The sequence below is a fragment of the Pseudarthrobacter sp. B907 genome (assembly GCF_040137805.1).
GTDB lineage: Bacteria > Actinomycetota > Actinomycetes > Actinomycetales > Micrococcaceae > Arthrobacter.
On sequence record NZ_JBEEQE010000006.1, the window covers coordinates 24840 to 42353 of the forward strand.

The following is a 17514-nucleotide window of genomic DNA, read 5'->3' on the forward strand; positions in this document are numbered from 1 at the left end:
GATAAGCCAGAAGTTCGCGGCAGTTCGTACAACGCGGTGAACGGACAGGACAGCTCGGAAATCGACGGGATCGGATGTCGTGCGGTCAGCACCACCTGGCCATGAGCCCGGATCGCCGGGTGCCCGTGGCGGCTCGCTGTGGTTCCCAGCCGTGGTTCCGTTTCATCACCATGTGTCCCGTCAAGTCCGTACTCGAAGACTGGCATGGATGGTCATGAGCGTAGCAACACGGACTACGCGGGCCATACAGCGGCACTCCCCCTGCGTGGACCTTCCCGCGTGCGCCCGAGGCTCGACCCATGAGCAATGAGAGCCGTCGAGACTTCCCGTTCCGCGACAGAGTTTGATGCGGAGCCGGCTGACCGCCAACGTCGTCGCTACACTGCTGCGGCCGGGCTCCATTCACTCCGGGGTGCCGCTACTGACCCACCACTCTCAGCCGGTATCCAAGCCGGCTGCCACCCTGCGGGTCAAGTGAGTAAGTTGAACCCGCCTACCAGGGCTTGGCCCAGGTTGTGGCAGACAAGGTTCATCGGAGCTGAGGTGCAGTGTTGGAACGCTCGGCGGAAGTCCCGACTGTCAATCACCAATCCTAAGGTCCGTGGATACGGCGGTGGATATCGCTGTGGATAACTTTGTGGATTACCAAGCGGCCTCGTTGGTCGGGCCCCGGATCGAGTGTTATGGCCGGCGGCCTCGACGAACGCCCGTATGCCCACAGTACGAGATGCCCGGCGATGTTTCACGTGAAACGTGATCGTATCCACTCCCCAGCCAACCAGAACATTGACTTTCGCCGCGGAAATCTACATCACTGGGTTAATTTCCGAATCTTTCATCTTGGACGTGTGCCATTGCCTCCACCTCCGGCGCCGTCCAATCATCCGCGAGGTCGCCCACGGATACAGCGATTGTGAACGCTTGGTGGAGAGATCGTCAAAACTGAAGTGGGACTACCTGTGGATAGAGCTGTGCGTAATATCTCAGCTGCCTGTGGAAAACTGTGTGCATAAGTTCTGTGGAGAAGAGTCCATCGCGAGCCGACGTGGACCAGTCCACTCGGTATGGCGTCGGCCTACTGAGCCGGTTTCGCAGTCCCACCTGGCCCCGTGAAGCGCGTCGCCCCCACCGAAGGGAGATGGGTGGGCGGTGCGGTCGCGGTCCTGGGACCTCACCGCGGGGACCCCTGCGGCATGCCTCGATATCCATGGTGGCGAAATTTGCACTCCCCGACCTTCAAACCCTGTTGCCCTACTTCGCGAACCACATCGAGGAATTCGGGCCAACGCCCTCCCAGCGCCGGAGGTCACCCGGCACGGGCGTGATCCACTGCGGCGCTGATGGGGGCATCCATCCCGCCTACCGCGCTGCAAAGCGTCACTGGCTTGTGGGCAGGGGCAAACCGGGCGCCGGTAACCCAAGCGAAGGAGGCGTGGGAACAGGCCCGCCCAAGTCAGCGCAGTGTCGGCACGCCCGGATCCCACCGACGGCATAGCGGACTGTACCGGGGCAGATCGAGCTCGGTGTAACTAACCAGTCCCACACTGTCCTATGTAGATTTTGGCGGCTTACGGAATACTCGTGGATGCACGGGCACCTGAAGTGGCATGGCCGGCGTCCCCGACTGCGGTGACCCAAGGGACATTCTGCCGATCCCTCTCGCGGCACCGATGTGTGTCGGAAAGTGATCGACTGCTAGAGGCCCACATCGCCGGGGGTGGTGAATCTTCCGCAGAGGATTATCGGACTGAGTGAGCGACACGCCACTGTCTTACAGGCAGACGTGCCGCGGCTCAGTGCAGTGGGATGCCTTGGGTGAATCCGTGGCTTAGTTGTGTAGGCGTGCCTGGGTAGGCCCGCCCATGCGCCCGCAGCGCTGGTGCATGAGCGTGCGCTTGCCGGCCGAGTGATGATCAGCCCTCATCAGCCGTGGCGGCGTGCCAATATCCCCTTGGCCGACGGAGGCGGACTGATGGCAGATCACGTACCTCCTTCTTTGCCGCGGTGGTCTCACCGCGTTCCCCGGTGAATGCGCAGTCGTGACTTTGCGCGGATCGGAAACGGAAGCCCAGTAGTGGGATTCGGCAACGGGCGACGGCCGTGCCTTGGGAATGGCCGATGAGTTCCGGCAATTATCTGGCGACGGCTTGCTTCCCGCTGCCGTTTCACGTGAAACATCCATGTCTGGGCGGCTGCGGCTTCTCTGGGCTATGGATCAGCGCGGGCTGCGGTCCTGGGTCTCGGACCGCCTTATAGATATGGCCGTGGCCTGCCAGGGGTTACTGCGGCGCGCGATCCCCGCTCTGCAGGAGGGGCTCGCCGACGGACAGCGATGCCGTCGTGTGCGGTGTGAAGCCTATCGGGATCCTTGGGATGCAGCGGGTCATGCCGGCGTGTTTGGGCCATTTGAAGGCCTAAACTGCCCCCTGAGCACACTATTTGAGACTTGACTATCGTTAGTCGCTTTAGGTGCGACAGCTCGGCAGCCTGCCCACATGACAGCTGTGCATTGCAGTACCAGGACCACGCTGGAGCCTCGAGGGATGTTTCACGTGAAACGGCCTGGCTTGTCACCAAATATTCGTACCGAGCGTCGCACAAAGGGGCCCGACTGCTGGCGTCGCGGACGGGCCGGCGTATGCATGGTTATCGCTATGGCGCACCTGCTTCAGGCACCGTCACCCGCTGTACGCTGCAATCTTGCTGATTCAGCCAAACTGATCACAGAACAGTCCCCCACCGCGGAAACCTCCACCGTTTCACGCGAATCGACCTGGGAATCTGTAGTTCAACCCAACCATTCGCGCTACGCACCGATCCGCCCTATTCAATTCGTCCTGGACATTCAGCGGACCGGGCAGAAGACGCCTGCGGGATCTGGTTTCACGTGAAACGCTGGGAGGATCCTGTTTCACGTGAAACGTTCTTCGCTCGCCTGCTGGCGTCAGCGGAAACTCCTTGAGTTCGGCTGAACTACGGCGGAGTTGGGGCGAGGGTATATGTATAGGCGAGGAGTTGGACTGAGTGCGATGCTCCTTCCACGCTCTTCTCCCGGCTACCTAAAGACGTGGCCAGGTTTGCCGCCCCGTGGACTCGAAGGTCGCGCGGTCCGTGTTTCACGTGAAACCAATCCCCCTTTGGGGGCCGCATGGAATCCCTCTCGTCTACTCACCGCACGGGCTCCAAAACGAGCGTTTCTGATCCGGCATTCGGGCTTGGCTAGCGGGTACGGAGTTGCTCAGGACCGGGCAACGCTCGCCAGGGGGCCCACAAATGCTTGAGTACAGAATCCAGGACCGCTACGAAAGCGGAGCCACCGGGATCATACAAAAAACATTGTGCGCCGTGCCCAGAATCCCCAGGAGTCCGCCTCGAGAGGTGGGGTGCCCCTGCTGCCCTCCCCCGCATCGGGTGCGCAGACTACGGGGCAAAAGAAAAGGCGGCTCCCTCACAAGGAGGGAGCCGCCACGCAGGCAGGCCCTGCTAGGGGCCGCCCGGACGAACGTTGCCCGGTTAGGACAGGACGTCCGCGAATTCCTTTTCGAAGAACTGCTTGGGCCTGGCGCCGATGACGGTGCTCTTCACTTCCCCGCCCTGGAACAGGTAGACCGCCGGGATGGAGGTGATGCCATATTCCGCTGCGATGGCCGGGTTGTCGTCGACATTCACCTTGACGACGTTGACCTTCTCGGCGTATTCGACCGAGATCTCGTCCAGGATGGGACCGAGCTTGCGGCAGGGGCCGCACCATTCAGCCCAGAAGTCCACGATGACCGGCTTGTCGGCTCCCAGCACGTCGGTGCTGAAGCTGGCGTCAGTTACGTCTTTAGCGTTGCTCATAACCTTGTCTTTCTCTTGGGTTGCTTGCCGCGCGCTGATTAGGCGTGGAGGTCTGCGAGGTAGTGCTCGACGTCGAGGGCGGCAACGCAGCCGGACCCCGAGGCGGTGATGGCCTGGCGGTACGTCGGGTCGATCACGTCGCCGGCGGCGAAGACGCCCTTGACGCTGGTCTTGGAGGTCCGACCATCGACGGCGATAGTGCCTTCCGGCGAGAGCTCCAGCTTGCCCTTCACCAGGTCGGTGCGGGGATCGTTGCCGATCGCCACAAAGACGCCGGTGACAGCGAGTTCGGTTTCGGTGCCGTCAACGAGGTTCTTCAACCGGAGGCCGGTGACCTTGTCTCCACCGAGAACGTCCTCCACCCCGCTATTCCAGATGAAATTGATCTTTTCGTGCGCCAGGGCACGGTCGGCCATGATCTTGGAGGCGCGCAGGGTGTCGCGGCGGTGGACCACCGTGACGGACTTCGCGAACTTGGTGAGGAAGAGTGCCTCTTCCATGGCGGAGTCGCCACCGCCGATGACGGCGATGTCCTGGTCCTTGAAAAAGAAACCGTCGCAGGTTGCGCACCAGCTCACGCCGTGTCCAGAGAGGCGCTTCTCGTTGGGCAGTCCGAGTTCGCGGTAGGCCGATCCGGTCGACAGGATGATGGAGCGCGCCTGGAAGGTCTCCCCCGTCGCGATGGTGACGGTCTTGATGTCGCCGTCGAGGTCCAGCCCGGTAACGTCCTCAAACTGGATTTCAGTGCCGAAGCGTTCGGCCTGCTTCTCGAAGTTTTCCATCAGGTCCGGGCCCATGATGCCGTCCGGGAAGCCCGGGTAGTTCTCGACGTCGGTGGTGTTCATCAGCTCGCCGCCGGCGGTCACCGAACCGGCCAGGAGCAGCGGCTTCAGGTTGGCGCGTGCCGTGTACACCGCGGCGGTGTAGCCTGCGGGGCCGGAGCCGACGATGATGACATCACGCACTTCGGACGCGGTGTTTTCTGCGTTGCTCACTGAACGGTGAACCTCTTCCTTTGTCGATGCGCCCGCCTGGGTGGCCGGCCACATGGCACAACTACCGTGGGGACGCGAATATTCCGCCCGCGCCGTGAACGGCGCGGGTATGCCCAACTACTCAGGCTACCGGTGGGAACCAGAAAACGGGGACCGTCCTCCCAGGGTTACGGGCGCCGGCTACTGGACCTTGATCTCGGCCAGGCGCAAACCGAAGCCGTAACGGGTCTTGGGCGCGGCCAGCTTGGGCAGGCTCTTGATGGAGACGATTACGTACTGCGCCGTGACGGGTTCCGGCAGCGGCAGGGTCAGCTCCGGCGAGGTGAAGCTATTGCTGCCCACCTGCTTGGCTCCGTCCAGCGAGGGCCTGTCGTTGGTGAAGATACTGATGTTGCCGCCGGAGGCACCGAGCTGGCTCAGCGTCACCGAGGAAATCTGGGCCGGGCCCTTGAGCTTGACGACGAGCGGGACGCCGTCGGGCGCGAAGCCGCCCCAGCTGTCGGAGGCAAATTCCATGTCGGACCAGTAGCTGGCGGCGTTGCCGTCATAGGTCTTCACCAGGTCGCCGTCGTAGGTGGCGGCGAAATCGAAGTTGCCCTGGCGGGTGACGGACTCGATGGCTGGAGGCACGGCCGCCGGCGGCGCGCTTTGACTTGCCGTGGCGGTCCCCGACTGCGCCGGAGTTCCGGTTGCAGGCGTGGTTTTGGCGGCTTCGGGCGTCCCGCCCTTGAAGAGGCCGCCCAGGTTGGTAACGGCGAAGATCAGGCCGATCACCAGCACGGCAGCGAGCAGGGCGCCGACCAGCCAGCGCATGGAGCGCGGTTCGCGGCGTGGCTCGTCGTCGTTCTCGTCATCATCGTCGTAGTCGCGGTATTGATCCTCCGCCGCGCCCTTGCGGGCGAATGCCGGGAAGCTTCCCGCGGCCCGGCCCGCGCCGGCGCCTTTGGAGCCGGGCGTCTCCATCGAGGTGGTCCGCTGATCGGGCTCGGCGTAGTCGTAGTTTTCGTCCTCCCACAGGGACACCTTCGGCGTCTCGCCGGCAGGGGCCTTCTGAGCCGCGGGCGCAGCGGGCTGGACGGGGTGGGCCGCCGTTGGCTGCGGCGCCGCATCCTGTGGCGCGGTCTTGGGGGACTTGGCGCCGCTGGCCGCGGCTGCCCCTGCAGCAACACCGGCTGCACCGGCTGCGCCTGCAACTCCGGCACCACGGGCGCCGGCACCCGCGCCGCGGGCACCCGCCGCCGGAGAGGCCGCGGGCGGGGCCGGAACACGCTGCGGCGGGGCTGAGGGCGTCGGGGGACGCTGTCCTGCCTGCCGCTGCTGGTCTCCGTAGTTGATGTACCCGGCTTCGACTTCCTCGTCGTCATAGAGTCCGTCGTAGGTCTCGGGTTCCTTGGAACGGGCCTGCCCGAAAATCTCGCTGCCCAGCGTGTCGGTGAAGAACGGTTCCACATACGGCGGGTTTGAACTGACCACCAGGTCCAGGAGGTCGGCGGCCGAGGTGTGGTTCGTGATGAGGTAGGTGGCGGCGTCGCTCACCCCGAGGTCGAGGATCTGGACGTGACCGGGACGTTCTCCGGTCGCCACCTCGCGGGCGCTCTGGGCCACCTGGTCGGCGTTTCCCGGGCCGGCTACGAGGATGCTCACCGGGCGGTTGAGCACCTGGTCCACTCCGTCCAGCACCAGATCCTGGTCATGCGAGGTCAGTACCGTGGCTGTGACCTTGTAGCGGCCGCCAAGTACTGATCCGACATCGATCGGGTGGGACACGGGTTCCTCCTAGACTGTCCGGGAACTGCCGGCCTTGATGACGTCAACAGTCACCGCAGGCCCCCCGGTAAGCCGGTGGACCTCAGGTCTGCAACTCCCCTTGTTAGTCTTCGATCCTAGCCGATACAGTGTCCGCGCCGCGTGATTCCGGTATCCGGAAGCGCGGAAGGGTCATTTTTTCTTCCGCCGGCCGAACGGGAAGTGCGGGTTGTGGCCGGCTTGGCCCTGGTAGGTCCGGCGGCCGGGCAAGGGTATTTCGGACCGGCCCTGGCTGCCCTGGGCGGTGCTGGGAACCTCTTCCTCGGGGAGGTAGCCGCCGTCGGCTCCCCAGCCGCGGCCGTCGTCGTGGAGGTCCGGGCCGGCGCGGAACGAGGCGGCGTCGAATTCGCCGGAGATCCGGGGAATCAAGCCGGTATCGACTGAGGTGGTGGCGCGCTGGGGCGCCGGGCGGGCGGGGGCCGGAGCCTCGTGGGCCAACGGCTCGCCGGCGACAGTGTCTTCTGAATCCGGGCCGGGCGCGGCGGGGGCGCGGCCGAGCCGGCCCAGCAGCGGCTGCAGCAGGTCCTGCAGTTCCGTCACGCGGAGGACCTTGAGCAGGACGAAATAAACGGCGAGCATGACCGGGCCGACGACGACGATCGTCACCAAGGCCGCGGGCCTGCTGCTCCAGGCGAAGCCGTCGGCCCGGTAGCTGCCCATAAGCCAGAGGGCTCCGGCCCCGGCCAGCGCCGAGCCGAGCGCCGCGTAGCCCATCCGGATGTAGGAGCTGGCCACCCGGGGCCCGTCGAGGTGCCCGAGCAGCCGGCGCAGGAAGAAGGCGCTGACGATGACCGAGAGGATGTTGCCCGCGGTATAGAGGACGGCGATGGCGAAGATGATCTGGTCGAAGGGAAGGAACTGGATGAAGAAGGCCGCCACGACGTTGACGGCGGCGAGGACCAGCTGGATGAAGAACGGGGTGCGGGCGTCCTCGTTGGCGTAGAACACCCTGGACATCATGAAGTTGGCGCTCATAAACGGGGTGCTGAGGGCCAGGATGGTGAGCGTCTGGGCGAGCATGACGCCGTCCTGCCGGTTTTCGCCCGAGAAGAACATGCCCAGCGGGCCAGCGAGGGCGAAGAGCGCCAGGGCCCCGAAAACCGTGGCGACCGCCATGGTCCGCAGGCCATGCGACAGCGCCCGCCGCAGCTCGGCCCGGTTGCCGTCCTGGGACGCGCGGGTCATCCGGTTAAACAGGACCGTGGCGAGCGAGAGCGCGATGATCGAGTGCGGGAGCAGGTAAAGCTGGCTGGCCACCTCCAGCACGGCGTTGCCGGGCAGGGTCGCCGCCGCGGCGTGCTCGCCGGCGCGTTCGAGCCGGAGGCGTTCGGCGCCGGGGATCGTGGCGATGCGCATGACGTAGAGGAAGGCCAGCTGCCCGACGGCGGCGGTGGCCAGGGTCCAGACGCTCAGCTTCGCGGCCTGCCCCAGGCCCACGCCGCGCCAGCCGAAGCGCGGCCGCAGGCCCAGCCGCAGCCGGAAGACCGGAACCAGCAGGATGGCGGTCTGCGCGACGACGCCGATGGTGGAGAAACCGGCGACCAGGAAGGTCTGGAAGGTGCCCCAATTGTCGAGGGTGTGCGGGTTGGCCGCGTTGGAGCCGAGGATCCAGATGAACATGCCCAAACCGGCAATGGCGACGATGTTGTTCATGATGGGTGCCCACATGGCAGGCCCGAAGGCGCCGTTGGCGTTCAGGACCTGGGTGAGCAGGGCGTACAGGCCGTAGAAGAAAATCTGCGGGAGGCACCAGAAGGCAAAGGACACGGCCAGTGACTTCTGCTGCGGTGAGTAGCCCTGGGTGGTCAGTTCGATCACCCAGGGGGCCAGCAGCGTGACCAGCAGCGTCAACGAGAGCAACACCACCACAGCCAGGGTCAGCAGCCGGCTGATGTAGTCCGCGCCGCGGTCCGGTCCCTTGCTGGCCTTGATGATCTGCGGCACCAGGACGGCGTTGAAGACGCCGCCGGCCACCAGCAGGAAGATCAGGTTCGGCAGGTTGTTGGCGTTGATGAAAGTGTCGGTAACCGTGGAGCCGAGACCGAGGGCCGCAGCCAGCATCCAGGTCTTTCCGAAGCCCAGGAAGCGTGAAACCAGCGTTCCGGCGGCCATCACGGCGCTGGAACGAGCCTCTCCGGAACGGGCGGCCTGGGCGGCGGCTGCCCCGGAGGGGGCGGGCTTTTCAGAGGGGGGCTTGGCTGCAGACATTGTCTTCATCGTCTCACCCGGGCGCGCGTTTGTACGCACGCCGGGCGGGCGCCTCAGCGGTGTTCGGGCAGAACTTCCCGGGCGAGGTCCGCGATGCGTCGCTCATTCGGGAAGGACAGTTTGCGGGCCAGTTCGTGGAGCGGAACCCAGGCGACGTCGACGGCCTCCTGGTCCGGATCGTTCTCTATGGTCAGTTCCCCGCCGGTGGACTGCAGGAGATAGTGGTGGACCGTCTTGTGCACGCGGTGTCCGCTGACAGTAAACCAGTAGTCGATGCTGCCCAGCGGCGCCAGGATCTTGCCTTCGATCCCGGTTTCCTCCGCGATCTCGCGGACCGCGGCCTCCTCGTTGCTTTCCTCGCCCTCCGGGTGGCCCTTGGGCAGGCACCATTCGAGGCGTCCGCCGCGGTTGAGGCGGGCGATGATGGCGACCCTCAATTCGGCGTCGGAGGTGTCCACCACAACGCCGCCGGCGGAGACTTCCTCGACGGTCGGCAGCGAAGCCTGTCCCGGGTGCTGCGCGGGCGCGACATGGGCACCGATTGCCGAAGGCAACGGTGCGTTTGTCCTCCTGCCGGGAGCGCTCGGTACGGGATGGGCCATGAAGTCCACTCTAACGACTCTTGCCCTGACTTGATGACCTAAACATTACGGGAACGTGGCTGGGCGGAAAACCGGCGCGGCGTCCCGGCCGCGTCGCGCCGCGGCCTCCGGCGGATCGTGGACGGCTCCGGTGTGGTGCTGGCCCGGATTTCTGACAAGCTTAAGAGACTATGGCGCACGCACATCACCAGACTGACTCCCACACCGTCGACTTCCAGGTGGACCCGGTGGTCCTTGAACTTGGGCAGCGCTTTGTCGACGCCGGTCATGAGCTGTCCCTGGTGGGCGGCCCGGTGCGTGACCTCTTCCTCGGCCGGGTCTCGCCGGACCTGGACTTCACCACGGACGCGACGCCGGATGAGACGGTGGCGCTGATCAAAAAGTGGGCCGACAACTACTGGGAGATCGGGCGCGCCTTCGGAACGATCGGCATGCGCAAGGCAGGGTTCCAGATCGAGATCACCACCTACCGGGCCGAGGCCTACGATCCGGAGTCGCGTAAGCCGGTGGTGGCGTTCGGTTCATCGCTCACCGACGACCTGCTGCGTCGCGACTTCACGATCAACGCCATGGCCCTGCGGCTGCCGGCGATGGAACTCGTGGACCCCTTCGGCGGCGTGCGGGATCTGCACTCCTCCACGCTCGCCACCCCGGGCTCCCCGGAGGACTCCTTCTCCGATGACCCGCTGCGGATGATGCGCGCCGCCCGCTTTGCGGCCCAGCTGGGCGTGACCGTGCACCCGGACGTGCGCCAGGCCATGACGAAAATGGCCGAGCGGATCAAGATCATCTCCGCCGAACGGGTGCGGGACGAGCTCGTCAAGCTCATCTGCGCCCCCCGGCCTCGGACCGGCGTGGACCTGCTGGTAGAGACAGGCCTGGCCGAGTTCGTGCTGCCCGAAGTCTCCGCCCTGCGGCTGGAATCCGATGAACACCACCGCCACAAGGACGTTTACCAGCACTCGCTGCAGGTCCTGGAGCAGGCCGCGGCCCTGGAATCGGAAGTCGACGGGCCCGTGCCCGGCCCGGACTTCGTGTTGCGGTTCGCGGCGCTGATGCACGACGTCGGGAAGCCCGCCACGCGCCGCTTCGAGCCCGGCGGCGCGGTGAGCTTCCGGCACCACGACATGGTCGGGTCCAAACTGACGTCCAAACGGATGAAGGCGTTGCGCTTCGACAACGACACCATCAAGGCCGTGGCCAGGCTGGTGGAGCTGCACATGCGCTTCTACGGCTACGGCGACGCCGGCTGGAGCGATTCCGCCGTCCGCCGCTACGTCACCGACGCCGGACCGCTCCTGGAGCGCCTGCACCGCCTGACCCGTTCGGATGTGACCACCCGCAACCAGCGCAAGGCGGAGCGGCTCGCCTTCGCCTACGATGACCTCGAGGCGCGCATCGCGGCGCTCCGCGAGCAGGAATCCCTCGAAGCCGTCCGGCCGGACCTGGACGGCGGCCGGATCATGGGACTGCTGGGGCTCAAGCCGGGTCCCGTGGTGGGCCGGGCCTACAAGTTCCTGCTTGAGGAACGGATGGAGCACGGCCCGCTCGATCCGGAAGTGGCCGAGGCAAAGCTGCACGAATGGTGGGCGGCGCAGCCGGAAGCCGCCGCCGTCGACGTTTCCCCTACAGAGGAGTCCTAAGTGATTGCATCGTCCGGCGGACCCCGCCCCCAGCTCTGGATCCTGCGCCACGGCGAAACGGAATGGTCCAAGAGCGGTCAGTACACCGGCCTCACCGACCTCCCGCTCACCGTGGAAGGGGAGCAGCAGGCCGTCGAAGCGCGGAAGGTGCTCGACGCCGTCGACTTCGACCTGGTCCTGACCTCGCCGCTGCGCCGGGCACGCCGGACGGCGGAGCTGGCGGGCTTCCCCGACGCCCAGCTGGAACCCCTCGCGGTGGAATGGGACTACGGCGAGTACGAAGGCATCAGTTCGGACCTGATCCGCAAGGACAACCCCGACTATCTGATCTGGACGCACGGCGTGCCCAACGGGGAAGCCCTCGACGACGTCGCCGCCCGCGCGGACAAAATCGTGGCCCGGGTGCTCGAATCCGGCCTGGACAACGTGCTCCTTGTGGCGCACGGCCATTTCTCCCGGATCCTGACCGCGCGGTGGCTCGGCCTCGACCCCCACGAGGGCCGGCACTTTGTGCTCGGCACCGCGAAAGTGTGCACCCTGGGCTGGGACAAGAAGACCCCCGCCATCGTCCGCTGGGGACTATAAAGTCCGCCGCAAAAAGTTTTTCCTAGAATCTTTATGAATTCTGTGGTCAATGGCTGCATTCATGGTGTATTTTTATTTCTGACCCCAGTGCGACTTGCCAGGGTCATGGCGCGCGTCGCCCGGCCAGTACGCCGGAGCCACGGCAGAAAAGAAAAGGAGGTTGGGAAAATGATTACTACTTTGACTCGCGGATGGATGTACACCTTCACCGCCACCCCGGCCTCTGTCGCTGCCGCGCGCCCGAAAGTCGGACTTTCCGCCTGCTAAATACCCCGCCCCGGCCATGAGCCGGAGCCGGTAGCTTGCCGGGCCTCTCCCCCGGGGAGGCTTGGGCGGAACGTCGGACCCAGCGGACCCACGCGGTTGCGCAGTCACCCCATAGTTCGGAACGCAGCTTCTTGTTGGGGCTGCGGCGCACTGCGCGCGGGGGCCATTCATTCACGGTTGTTCTTCACAGCTGTGAATCCACCTAATTAGCGCCGGGCATTTCCGCGCCTAATTCAGAGTCTTTTCCATCAATTTCTGGGGCTCTAATTGGCGTGCCTAAATTCTTTTCCATTTACCCAAAATGAAAGGTCCACCGTGACTATTGCATCAACTTCCGCCACCCGACCCGCCACCCGGCGGACCCGTCTCCACCGAAACCCCCGAGGGGAGGTGACACCCATGCTCCGAAAACTGCACGACGTCTTCGTCTTCAACCCGAGCCAGGCACGCCGCGAGAACACCCAGTTCAACGCCCAGCTGCTGGAACAGCGGCGCGAAGATGTTTTCCTCGCCATGTACCGGCTGGGAATGCTCCGCTGATGCGCCGGCGATTCAGCCCGTCCCTGGCAGGGGAACCTGCCCGGCGAAGGAGGAACTGGTGACAGCCATGGCTACCGATCCGCAAGGAGCCCACGCGGCGACGCGTGGGCTCCCCCGTTTAACCGCCCCGCCGCCCCGGTAAGCTCGAGGCATGCAGGAGACAAAGCCGCCGGAGAACCGCAAGCGGACCCGACTGGTCGTCCCCAGCCGCAGTGACCTGCTGCTGCGGAACTTCACCGAACTCATCGGCGGCCCGCTTGGCCGGCGCACAGCTCCCGGCATCGTCTCCCCCGGATTCTTCACCGTGGAACGGGTCCTGGTGTTGCTCACCGTCCTCGCCGCCCTGCTGGGGATCCTGCTCAAGGGCTACTGCCGCGGCAACGGCTGGGAATCCCCCGGCCAGTTCTACGCCACCTGCTATTCGGACTTCCCCGAGCTGTTCCGCAACCGCGGGCTCGGCGACGGAGCCTTCCCGTTCGTCACCGCCGGCAGCTTCTTCGAGTATCCCGTGCTGATGGGGTTCATCGCTGGCGCCACAGCACTGCTGGTCCCCGGTGCGGGCGTCACCGATTCCCGAGTCCTGGGCTACTTCGATGTCAACGCCACGCTGATCGCCGCCGTCTGGATCATCACCGTGCTGGCCACCGCCCGCACCGCCCGCCGCCGGTCCTGGGACGCAGCCATGGTGGCCCTCGCGCCCGGAATTATCCTCGCGGGATTCATCAACTGGGACATGTGGGCCGTCGCGCTGCTGGCACTGGGCATGTACTTCTTCGCCAAGGACAAACTGCTCCTGGCGGGCCTGTTTATCGGCCTCGGTACCGCGACCAAGCTCTACCCGCTGCTGATCCTGGGCGCGGTGGTGCTGCTGGCCATCCGCACCGGCAGGATCCGCGCGTTCCTCGTCACCGCCGGGGCCGCGGCCGCCACCTGGCTTGCCGTGAACATCCCGGCCGCCACCAGTGACCCGGCGGGCTGGAAGTACTTCTACCAGTTCACCGAGTCGCGCCCGGCCGGCTACAGCTCCCCCTGGTTCGCCTACAACCTCGTCGCCGGCCGCCTCGGCTGGAAACCGCTGGAGGCCGAGGCCATCAACGCCCTGGCCCTCAACCTCTTCCTGGCGGCCTGTGTACTGATCGCGGTCCTGGCCCTCGCGGCACCGCGCAGGCCGCGGCTCGCCCAGCTGGTGTTCCTGATCGTGGCCGCCTTTATCCTCACCAACAAGGTGTATTCGCCGCAGTTCGTGATCTGGCTGATCCCGCTGCTGGCCCTGGCGCGGCCGCGCTGGCGCGACTTCCTGATCTGGCAGGCCGTTGAGGGCCTGCACTGGGCCGCCGTCTGGATGTACCTCGGCCAGGTGACCAGCGGGGGTCCCACCCAGCACAACATCGATATGCCTTACTACGTCCTCGCCGTCCTCGCCCATATGCTGGCCACCGGTTACTTGATGGCGCGGGTGGTTTGGGACATCTGCGACCCGGGTTACGACGTCATCCGCCGGCACGGGGTGGATGATCCGCACGGCGGCCCCTTCGACCGCGCCGCGGACTGGTTCCGGCTCGATCTGGCTCGCCCGTCAGCGTCCGTGCTGCCGTGGCGGCGCGCCCGCACCGGGGCCTGATCCGGGTGCCCGACGTCGCCGTCGTTGGTTCCGGGCCCAACGGGCTGGCGGCCGCGGTGACGATGGCGCGGGCCGGGCTGGCGGTGCACGTCTACGAGGCGGCCGGGTCCGCGGGCGGCGGGCTCCGCACCACCGAGCTGATCGAACCCGGACACTTCCACGACGTGTGTTCGGCGGTGCATCCGATGGCCCTAGCCTCGCCGTTCTTCCGCGCGTTCGAGCTGTCGCGTCGGATCCGGCTGGAGGTGCCCGAACTCTCCCACGGCGCGCCTCTCGACGGCGGCCGGGCCGCCCTCGGCTACCGCTCGCTGGAGCGAACCGTCGCGAGCCTGGGGCGCGACGGCGGCCCCTACCGCCGGCTGATGGGGCCGCTGTTGGACCGGCTGGACGGGATCACCGACCTGAGCCTCGACCAGCTGCTCCAGGTTCCCAAGGATCCGCGCGCGGCCGCCGTCTTCGGGCTGCGGACCTTGGAGCAGGGCTCGGCCCTGTGGGGACTCAGATTCCGCGGCGAACTGGCGCCGGCGCTGCTCAGCGGGGTCGCCGCCCACGCCGTGGCGCCCCTGCCGACGCTGCCTGCGGCGGCAGCGGGCCTGCTGCTCGGCGCGCTGGGCCATGCCGGCGGCTGGCCCATCCCGGTGGGAGGCTCGGCCGCGATCGCCGGGGCGATGGTGGCCGACATCGAGGCCCACGGCGGCGTGGTGGAGACCGGGGTGAGGATCGGCTCGCTGGCGCAATTGCCCCCGGTCAAGGCCACGCTGCTGGACGTCGCGCCGCCGGGGCTGCTCCGGATTGCCGGCGACAGGCTGCCGCCCGGCTACCGTCGTGCGCTGGGTCAGTTCCGCTTCGGCAACGCAGCCTGCAAGGTCGACTTCATCCTCTCCGGCCCGGTGCCGTGGGCCGCCTCCGAACTGGCCGACGCCGGCACCGTCCACGTCGGCGGCACCCGGGCCGAGACGGCGGCTGCCGAACGCCTGGTGGCCGCCGGCCGGCATCCCGGACGGCCCTATGTCCTGGCCTCCCAGCCCTCCCGCTTCGATCCGGGCCGTGCCCCCGGCGGCCGCCAGGTTCTCTGGACCTACTGCCACGTTCCCGCCGGGTCCACGGTGGACATGGGTGACGCGGTCACGGCACAGCTGGAACGCTTCGCTCCGGGATTCCGCGACCTGGTGGTCGGCCGCCGCGTGACAACGGCCGCGGAGCTGGCGCACTACAACGAGAACTACGTCGGCGGCGACTTCAGTGCCGGGGTGATGGACTTGCGCGGCCTGCTCCGGCGGCCCGTGCTGGATCCCGTCCCGTGGCGGACCCCCCTTCCCGGGGTGTACCTCTGCTCCTCGTCCACACCGCCCGGGCCCGGCGTGACCGGCATGTCCGGCTTCCACGCGGCCAAACATGCCCTGAAAGACATCTTCGGACTGGGCCTGCCGGACCTGGCCCTCTAGCGGGCGTCCGCGTGGACCCCGGCCGTCAGGCGGCCGTCGCGCATGGTCGCCACCGCGTCCGTGAAGGACACCAGCCCGGTGTCGTGGGTGACCATCAGGGTTGCCACGCCGAACTCGTCCGTGACCTCGCGCAGGAGCCGGACAATCTCCTCGCTCCGGCCGCGGTCCAGCGCCGCCGTCGGCTCGTCCACCAGCAGCACCGCCGGGCTGGCCATCAGCGCCCGCGCGATGTTCACCCGCTGCCGCTGCCCGCCGGAGAGTTGGTGCGGCCGCTTGTCGAGGACCGACGCCAGGCCGACGCGTCCGAGCAGGCCCGCGGCCTTACGCCGCGCATCACCGAGCGGTTCGGCCCGCAGGTGGGCGGCGACCAGGAGCTGTTCCACCGCGGTGAGGGACGGCAGCAGGTTCGGCTGCTGGAAGATGATCCCGATGCTGTCCCGGCGCAGGGCGGTCCTTCCGGCCTCCGTGAGTGAACCGGCGTCCTGGCCGGCCACCGCAACGGATCCGGCTGTGGGCCGCACCAGGGTGGCGGCCACGGCCAGCAGCGAGGACTTTCCAGAGCCTGACGGGCCAACGAGTGAGACGAATTCACCCCGGCGGAGGTCCAGGCTGACGCCGTCGAGGGCGCGCAGGATCCCCTCGCCGTCGGGGTATTCGAGGGTGACCTGACTGAGGTGCAGGGCGGTTTCCATAAATATGCCTTTCGAAGAATGTTTTTCCTGCCGACGGCGGGCGCCGGCAGGGCGGGAGGTTGGTCAGTTGCCGCCGAGCGCCAGCAGCGGGTCGATCCGGGTGATGCCGCGGACCGCCAGCGCAGCCCCGGCGAGGCCCAGGACCACAATTCCGGCGACGGGCAGCACCGTGGTCTGCACGGTGGTGAGGAACGGCGCCGCCTGGGCGGCCAACAGGCCGCCGACCTGGCCGGCTGCCCCGCCGGTGGCGGCCCCGGCGACGAGGACGACCGCCGCCTGCACCATGGCGTCCTTGAGCACGTAAGCGGAGGAGCCGCCGAGGGCTTTTAGGACGGCGATGTCCCGGGTGCGCTGCACGGTCCACACGGTCAGGAACGCCACGATCACCAGCGCGGAGATGCCGTAGAGGAAGGCCTGCATGAGCATCAGCGAGCCGTTCTCGCTCCGGTAGGAGCCAAGCGCCTGAAAGGATCCCTCCCGGCTGGCGCTGACCGTCCCCGCCGCCTCGTTGGCCGCGGCGACATCCGCGCCGCCGGCGTCGAAACTGGCCGCGATCACGGTGGCGATGGCCTCCCCACCGGCCAGGTGGGCCAGCTTCCGCCAGTCCCCCAGGGTGGTCCAGACGACGCCGGTGTGCGAATACCACCGGTCCTCGACCACGGCGGAGACCGCCAGTTCGGTGCCGCCCACCGACACCCGGCTGCCGACGGCGAGATTGAGCTCCTGGGCGAGTCCGGTCCCGATCACCACGGTGCCGTCGCCGACCGGGGCGGGGGCGAGGCCGCCGCCGGCGTCGACGCCGAAAACGGCCACGTTGGCGGTGCCGGCCGGGTCCCCGCCGGCGCCGAGGCTCTGCAGCCGGCTTTGGCTGATGCCGAGGGCTTCGGCCCGGCTGACGCCGTCGCGGGCGGACCAGGCGGCCAACTGGGCGCCGGTGACCTCGGATTCCGTGAAGGAGGCCTTGGGGCTGTTGCCGGCCGGTGCGCCGAAAACAAGCTGATCGGCCGGCAGGTCCGCGATGGCGGACGTGGACTGGTTGCCGAGCCCGGCGGTGAGCCCGGAGAGCATCACGAGCAAAAGGGTAATGAGGGCAACAACGCCGCCCATCAGGGCGAAGCGGCCCTTGGCGAAGCGGATGTCACGGATGGCGAGAAACATGGGTGTCCTTTGTGGTGGTTACTGGCGTCCTTCTACTCTGGCGCGGCACGGCCTGCCCGCCATCGGGGGTCCGGATGGTCCGCGGCGGCCGTCCGGTTGATCCGCCGGTCAA

At 66.9% G+C, this 17514-nt stretch carries 12 protein-coding genes; 5 read left to right on the plus strand and 7 right to left on the minus strand.

Features of this window, described 5'->3' with window-relative positions; translation table 11 throughout:
• Window positions 1–3513: 3513 nt before the first annotated feature.
• The 5 genes from trxA to ABLI39_RS06840 form a co-directional block, all read right to left on the minus strand.
• Window positions 3514–3840 carry a thioredoxin gene (trxA, locus tag ABLI39_RS06820; protein ID WP_349412681.1) on the minus strand — a complete coding sequence of 109 codons (327 nt, stop codon included), beginning with the start codon at window positions 3838–3840 and terminating at the stop codon, window positions 3514–3516.
• A 38-nt stretch (window positions 3841–3878) separates the two neighbouring features.
• Window positions 3879–4835, minus strand: a complete 957-nt coding sequence (gene trxB, locus ABLI39_RS06825; protein ID WP_349412682.1) for a thioredoxin-disulfide reductase — start codon at window positions 4833–4835, stop codon at window positions 3879–3881.
• A gap of 180 nt (window positions 4836–5015) precedes the next feature.
• Complete coding sequence (locus ABLI39_RS06830) at window positions 5016–6602, minus strand: protein kinase family protein (protein ID WP_349412683.1); 1587 nt, start codon at window positions 6600–6602, stop codon at window positions 5016–5018.
• 171 nt (window positions 6603–6773) lie between these two features.
• The gene (gene murJ / locus ABLI39_RS06835) at window positions 6774–8849 is read right to left on the minus strand and encodes a murein biosynthesis integral membrane protein MurJ (RefSeq protein WP_349412684.1); all 2076 of its coding nucleotides are present in this window, start codon (window positions 8847–8849) and stop codon (window positions 6774–6776) included.
• Between the two features lie 53 nt (window positions 8850–8902).
• Window positions 8903–9403, minus strand: a complete 501-nt coding sequence (locus ABLI39_RS06840) for an NUDIX hydrolase (protein WP_349412685.1) — start codon at window positions 9401–9403, stop codon at window positions 8903–8905.
• A gap of 218 nt (window positions 9404–9621) precedes the next feature.
• Here ABLI39_RS06840 and ABLI39_RS06845 point away from each other — a divergent pair, with 218 nt between their 5' ends.
• The 5 genes from ABLI39_RS06845 to ABLI39_RS06865 all read left to right on the plus strand — a co-directional run bounded on the left by ABLI39_RS06845 (window position 9622) and on the right by ABLI39_RS06865 (window position 15552).
• Complete coding sequence (locus tag ABLI39_RS06845; RefSeq protein ID WP_349412686.1) at window positions 9622–11094, plus strand: CCA tRNA nucleotidyltransferase; 1473 nt, start codon at window positions 9622–9624, stop codon at window positions 11092–11094.
• Window positions 11095–11679, plus strand: coding sequence for a histidine phosphatase family protein (locus tag ABLI39_RS06850; RefSeq protein WP_502935199.1), 585 nt, complete (start codon window positions 11095–11097; stop codon window positions 11677–11679).
• A gap of 666 nt (window positions 11680–12345) precedes the next feature.
• Window positions 12346–12486 carry a hypothetical protein gene (locus ABLI39_RS06855; RefSeq protein ID WP_349412688.1) on the plus strand — a complete coding sequence of 47 codons (141 nt, stop codon included), beginning with the start codon at window positions 12346–12348 and terminating at the stop codon, window positions 12484–12486.
• Window positions 12487–12637: 151 nt separating this feature from the next.
• Window positions 12638–14107 carry a glycosyltransferase family 87 protein gene (locus ABLI39_RS06860; protein ID WP_349412689.1) on the plus strand — a complete coding sequence of 490 codons (1470 nt, stop codon included), beginning with the start codon at window positions 12638–12640 and terminating at the stop codon, window positions 14105–14107.
• A 5-nt stretch (window positions 14108–14112) separates the two neighbouring features.
• Complete coding sequence (locus tag ABLI39_RS06865) at window positions 14113–15552, plus strand: phytoene desaturase family protein (RefSeq protein ID WP_349412858.1); 1440 nt, start codon at window positions 14113–14115, stop codon at window positions 15550–15552.
• Here the strand turns inward: ABLI39_RS06865 and ABLI39_RS06870 are convergent.
• A complete protein-coding gene (locus ABLI39_RS06870; RefSeq protein WP_349412690.1) occupies window positions 15549–16244 on the minus strand; it encodes an ABC transporter ATP-binding protein in 696 nt (231 codons plus the stop codon). The two genes, ABLI39_RS06865 and ABLI39_RS06870, sit on opposite strands and share 4 nt — an antisense overlap.
• Window positions 16245–16307: 63 nt before the next feature.
• On the minus strand, window positions 16308–17402 hold the full coding sequence (locus ABLI39_RS06875; protein WP_349412692.1) for an FtsX-like permease family protein: 1095 nt from the start codon (window positions 17400–17402) through the stop codon (window positions 16308–16310).
• Window positions 17403–17514: the final 112 nt, after the last annotated feature.

Coding starts and splice junctions, on each gene's coding strand:
- trxA (WP_349412681.1), bottom strand. CDS start 3,840: ATGAGCAACGCTAAAGACGTAACTGACGCCAGCTTCAGCACCGACGTG.
- murJ (WP_349412684.1), bottom strand. CDS start 8,849: ATGTCTGCAGCCAAGCCCCCCTCTGAAAAGCCCGCCCCCTCCGGGGCA.
- ABLI39_RS06845 (WP_349412686.1), top strand. CDS start 9,622: ATGGCGCACGCACATCACCAGACTGACTCCCACACCGTCGACTTCCAG.
- ABLI39_RS06855 (WP_349412688.1), top strand. CDS start 12,346: ATGCTCCGAAAACTGCACGACGTCTTCGTCTTCAACCCGAGCCAGGCA.
- ABLI39_RS06860 (WP_349412689.1), top strand. CDS start 12,638: ATGCAGGAGACAAAGCCGCCGGAGAACCGCAAGCGGACCCGACTGGTC.
- ABLI39_RS06870 (WP_349412690.1), bottom strand. CDS start 16,244: ATGGAAACCGCCCTGCACCTCAGTCAGGTCACCCTCGAATACCCCGAC.
- ABLI39_RS06875 (WP_349412692.1), bottom strand. CDS start 17,402: ATGTTTCTCGCCATCCGTGACATCCGCTTCGCCAAGGGCCGCTTCGCC.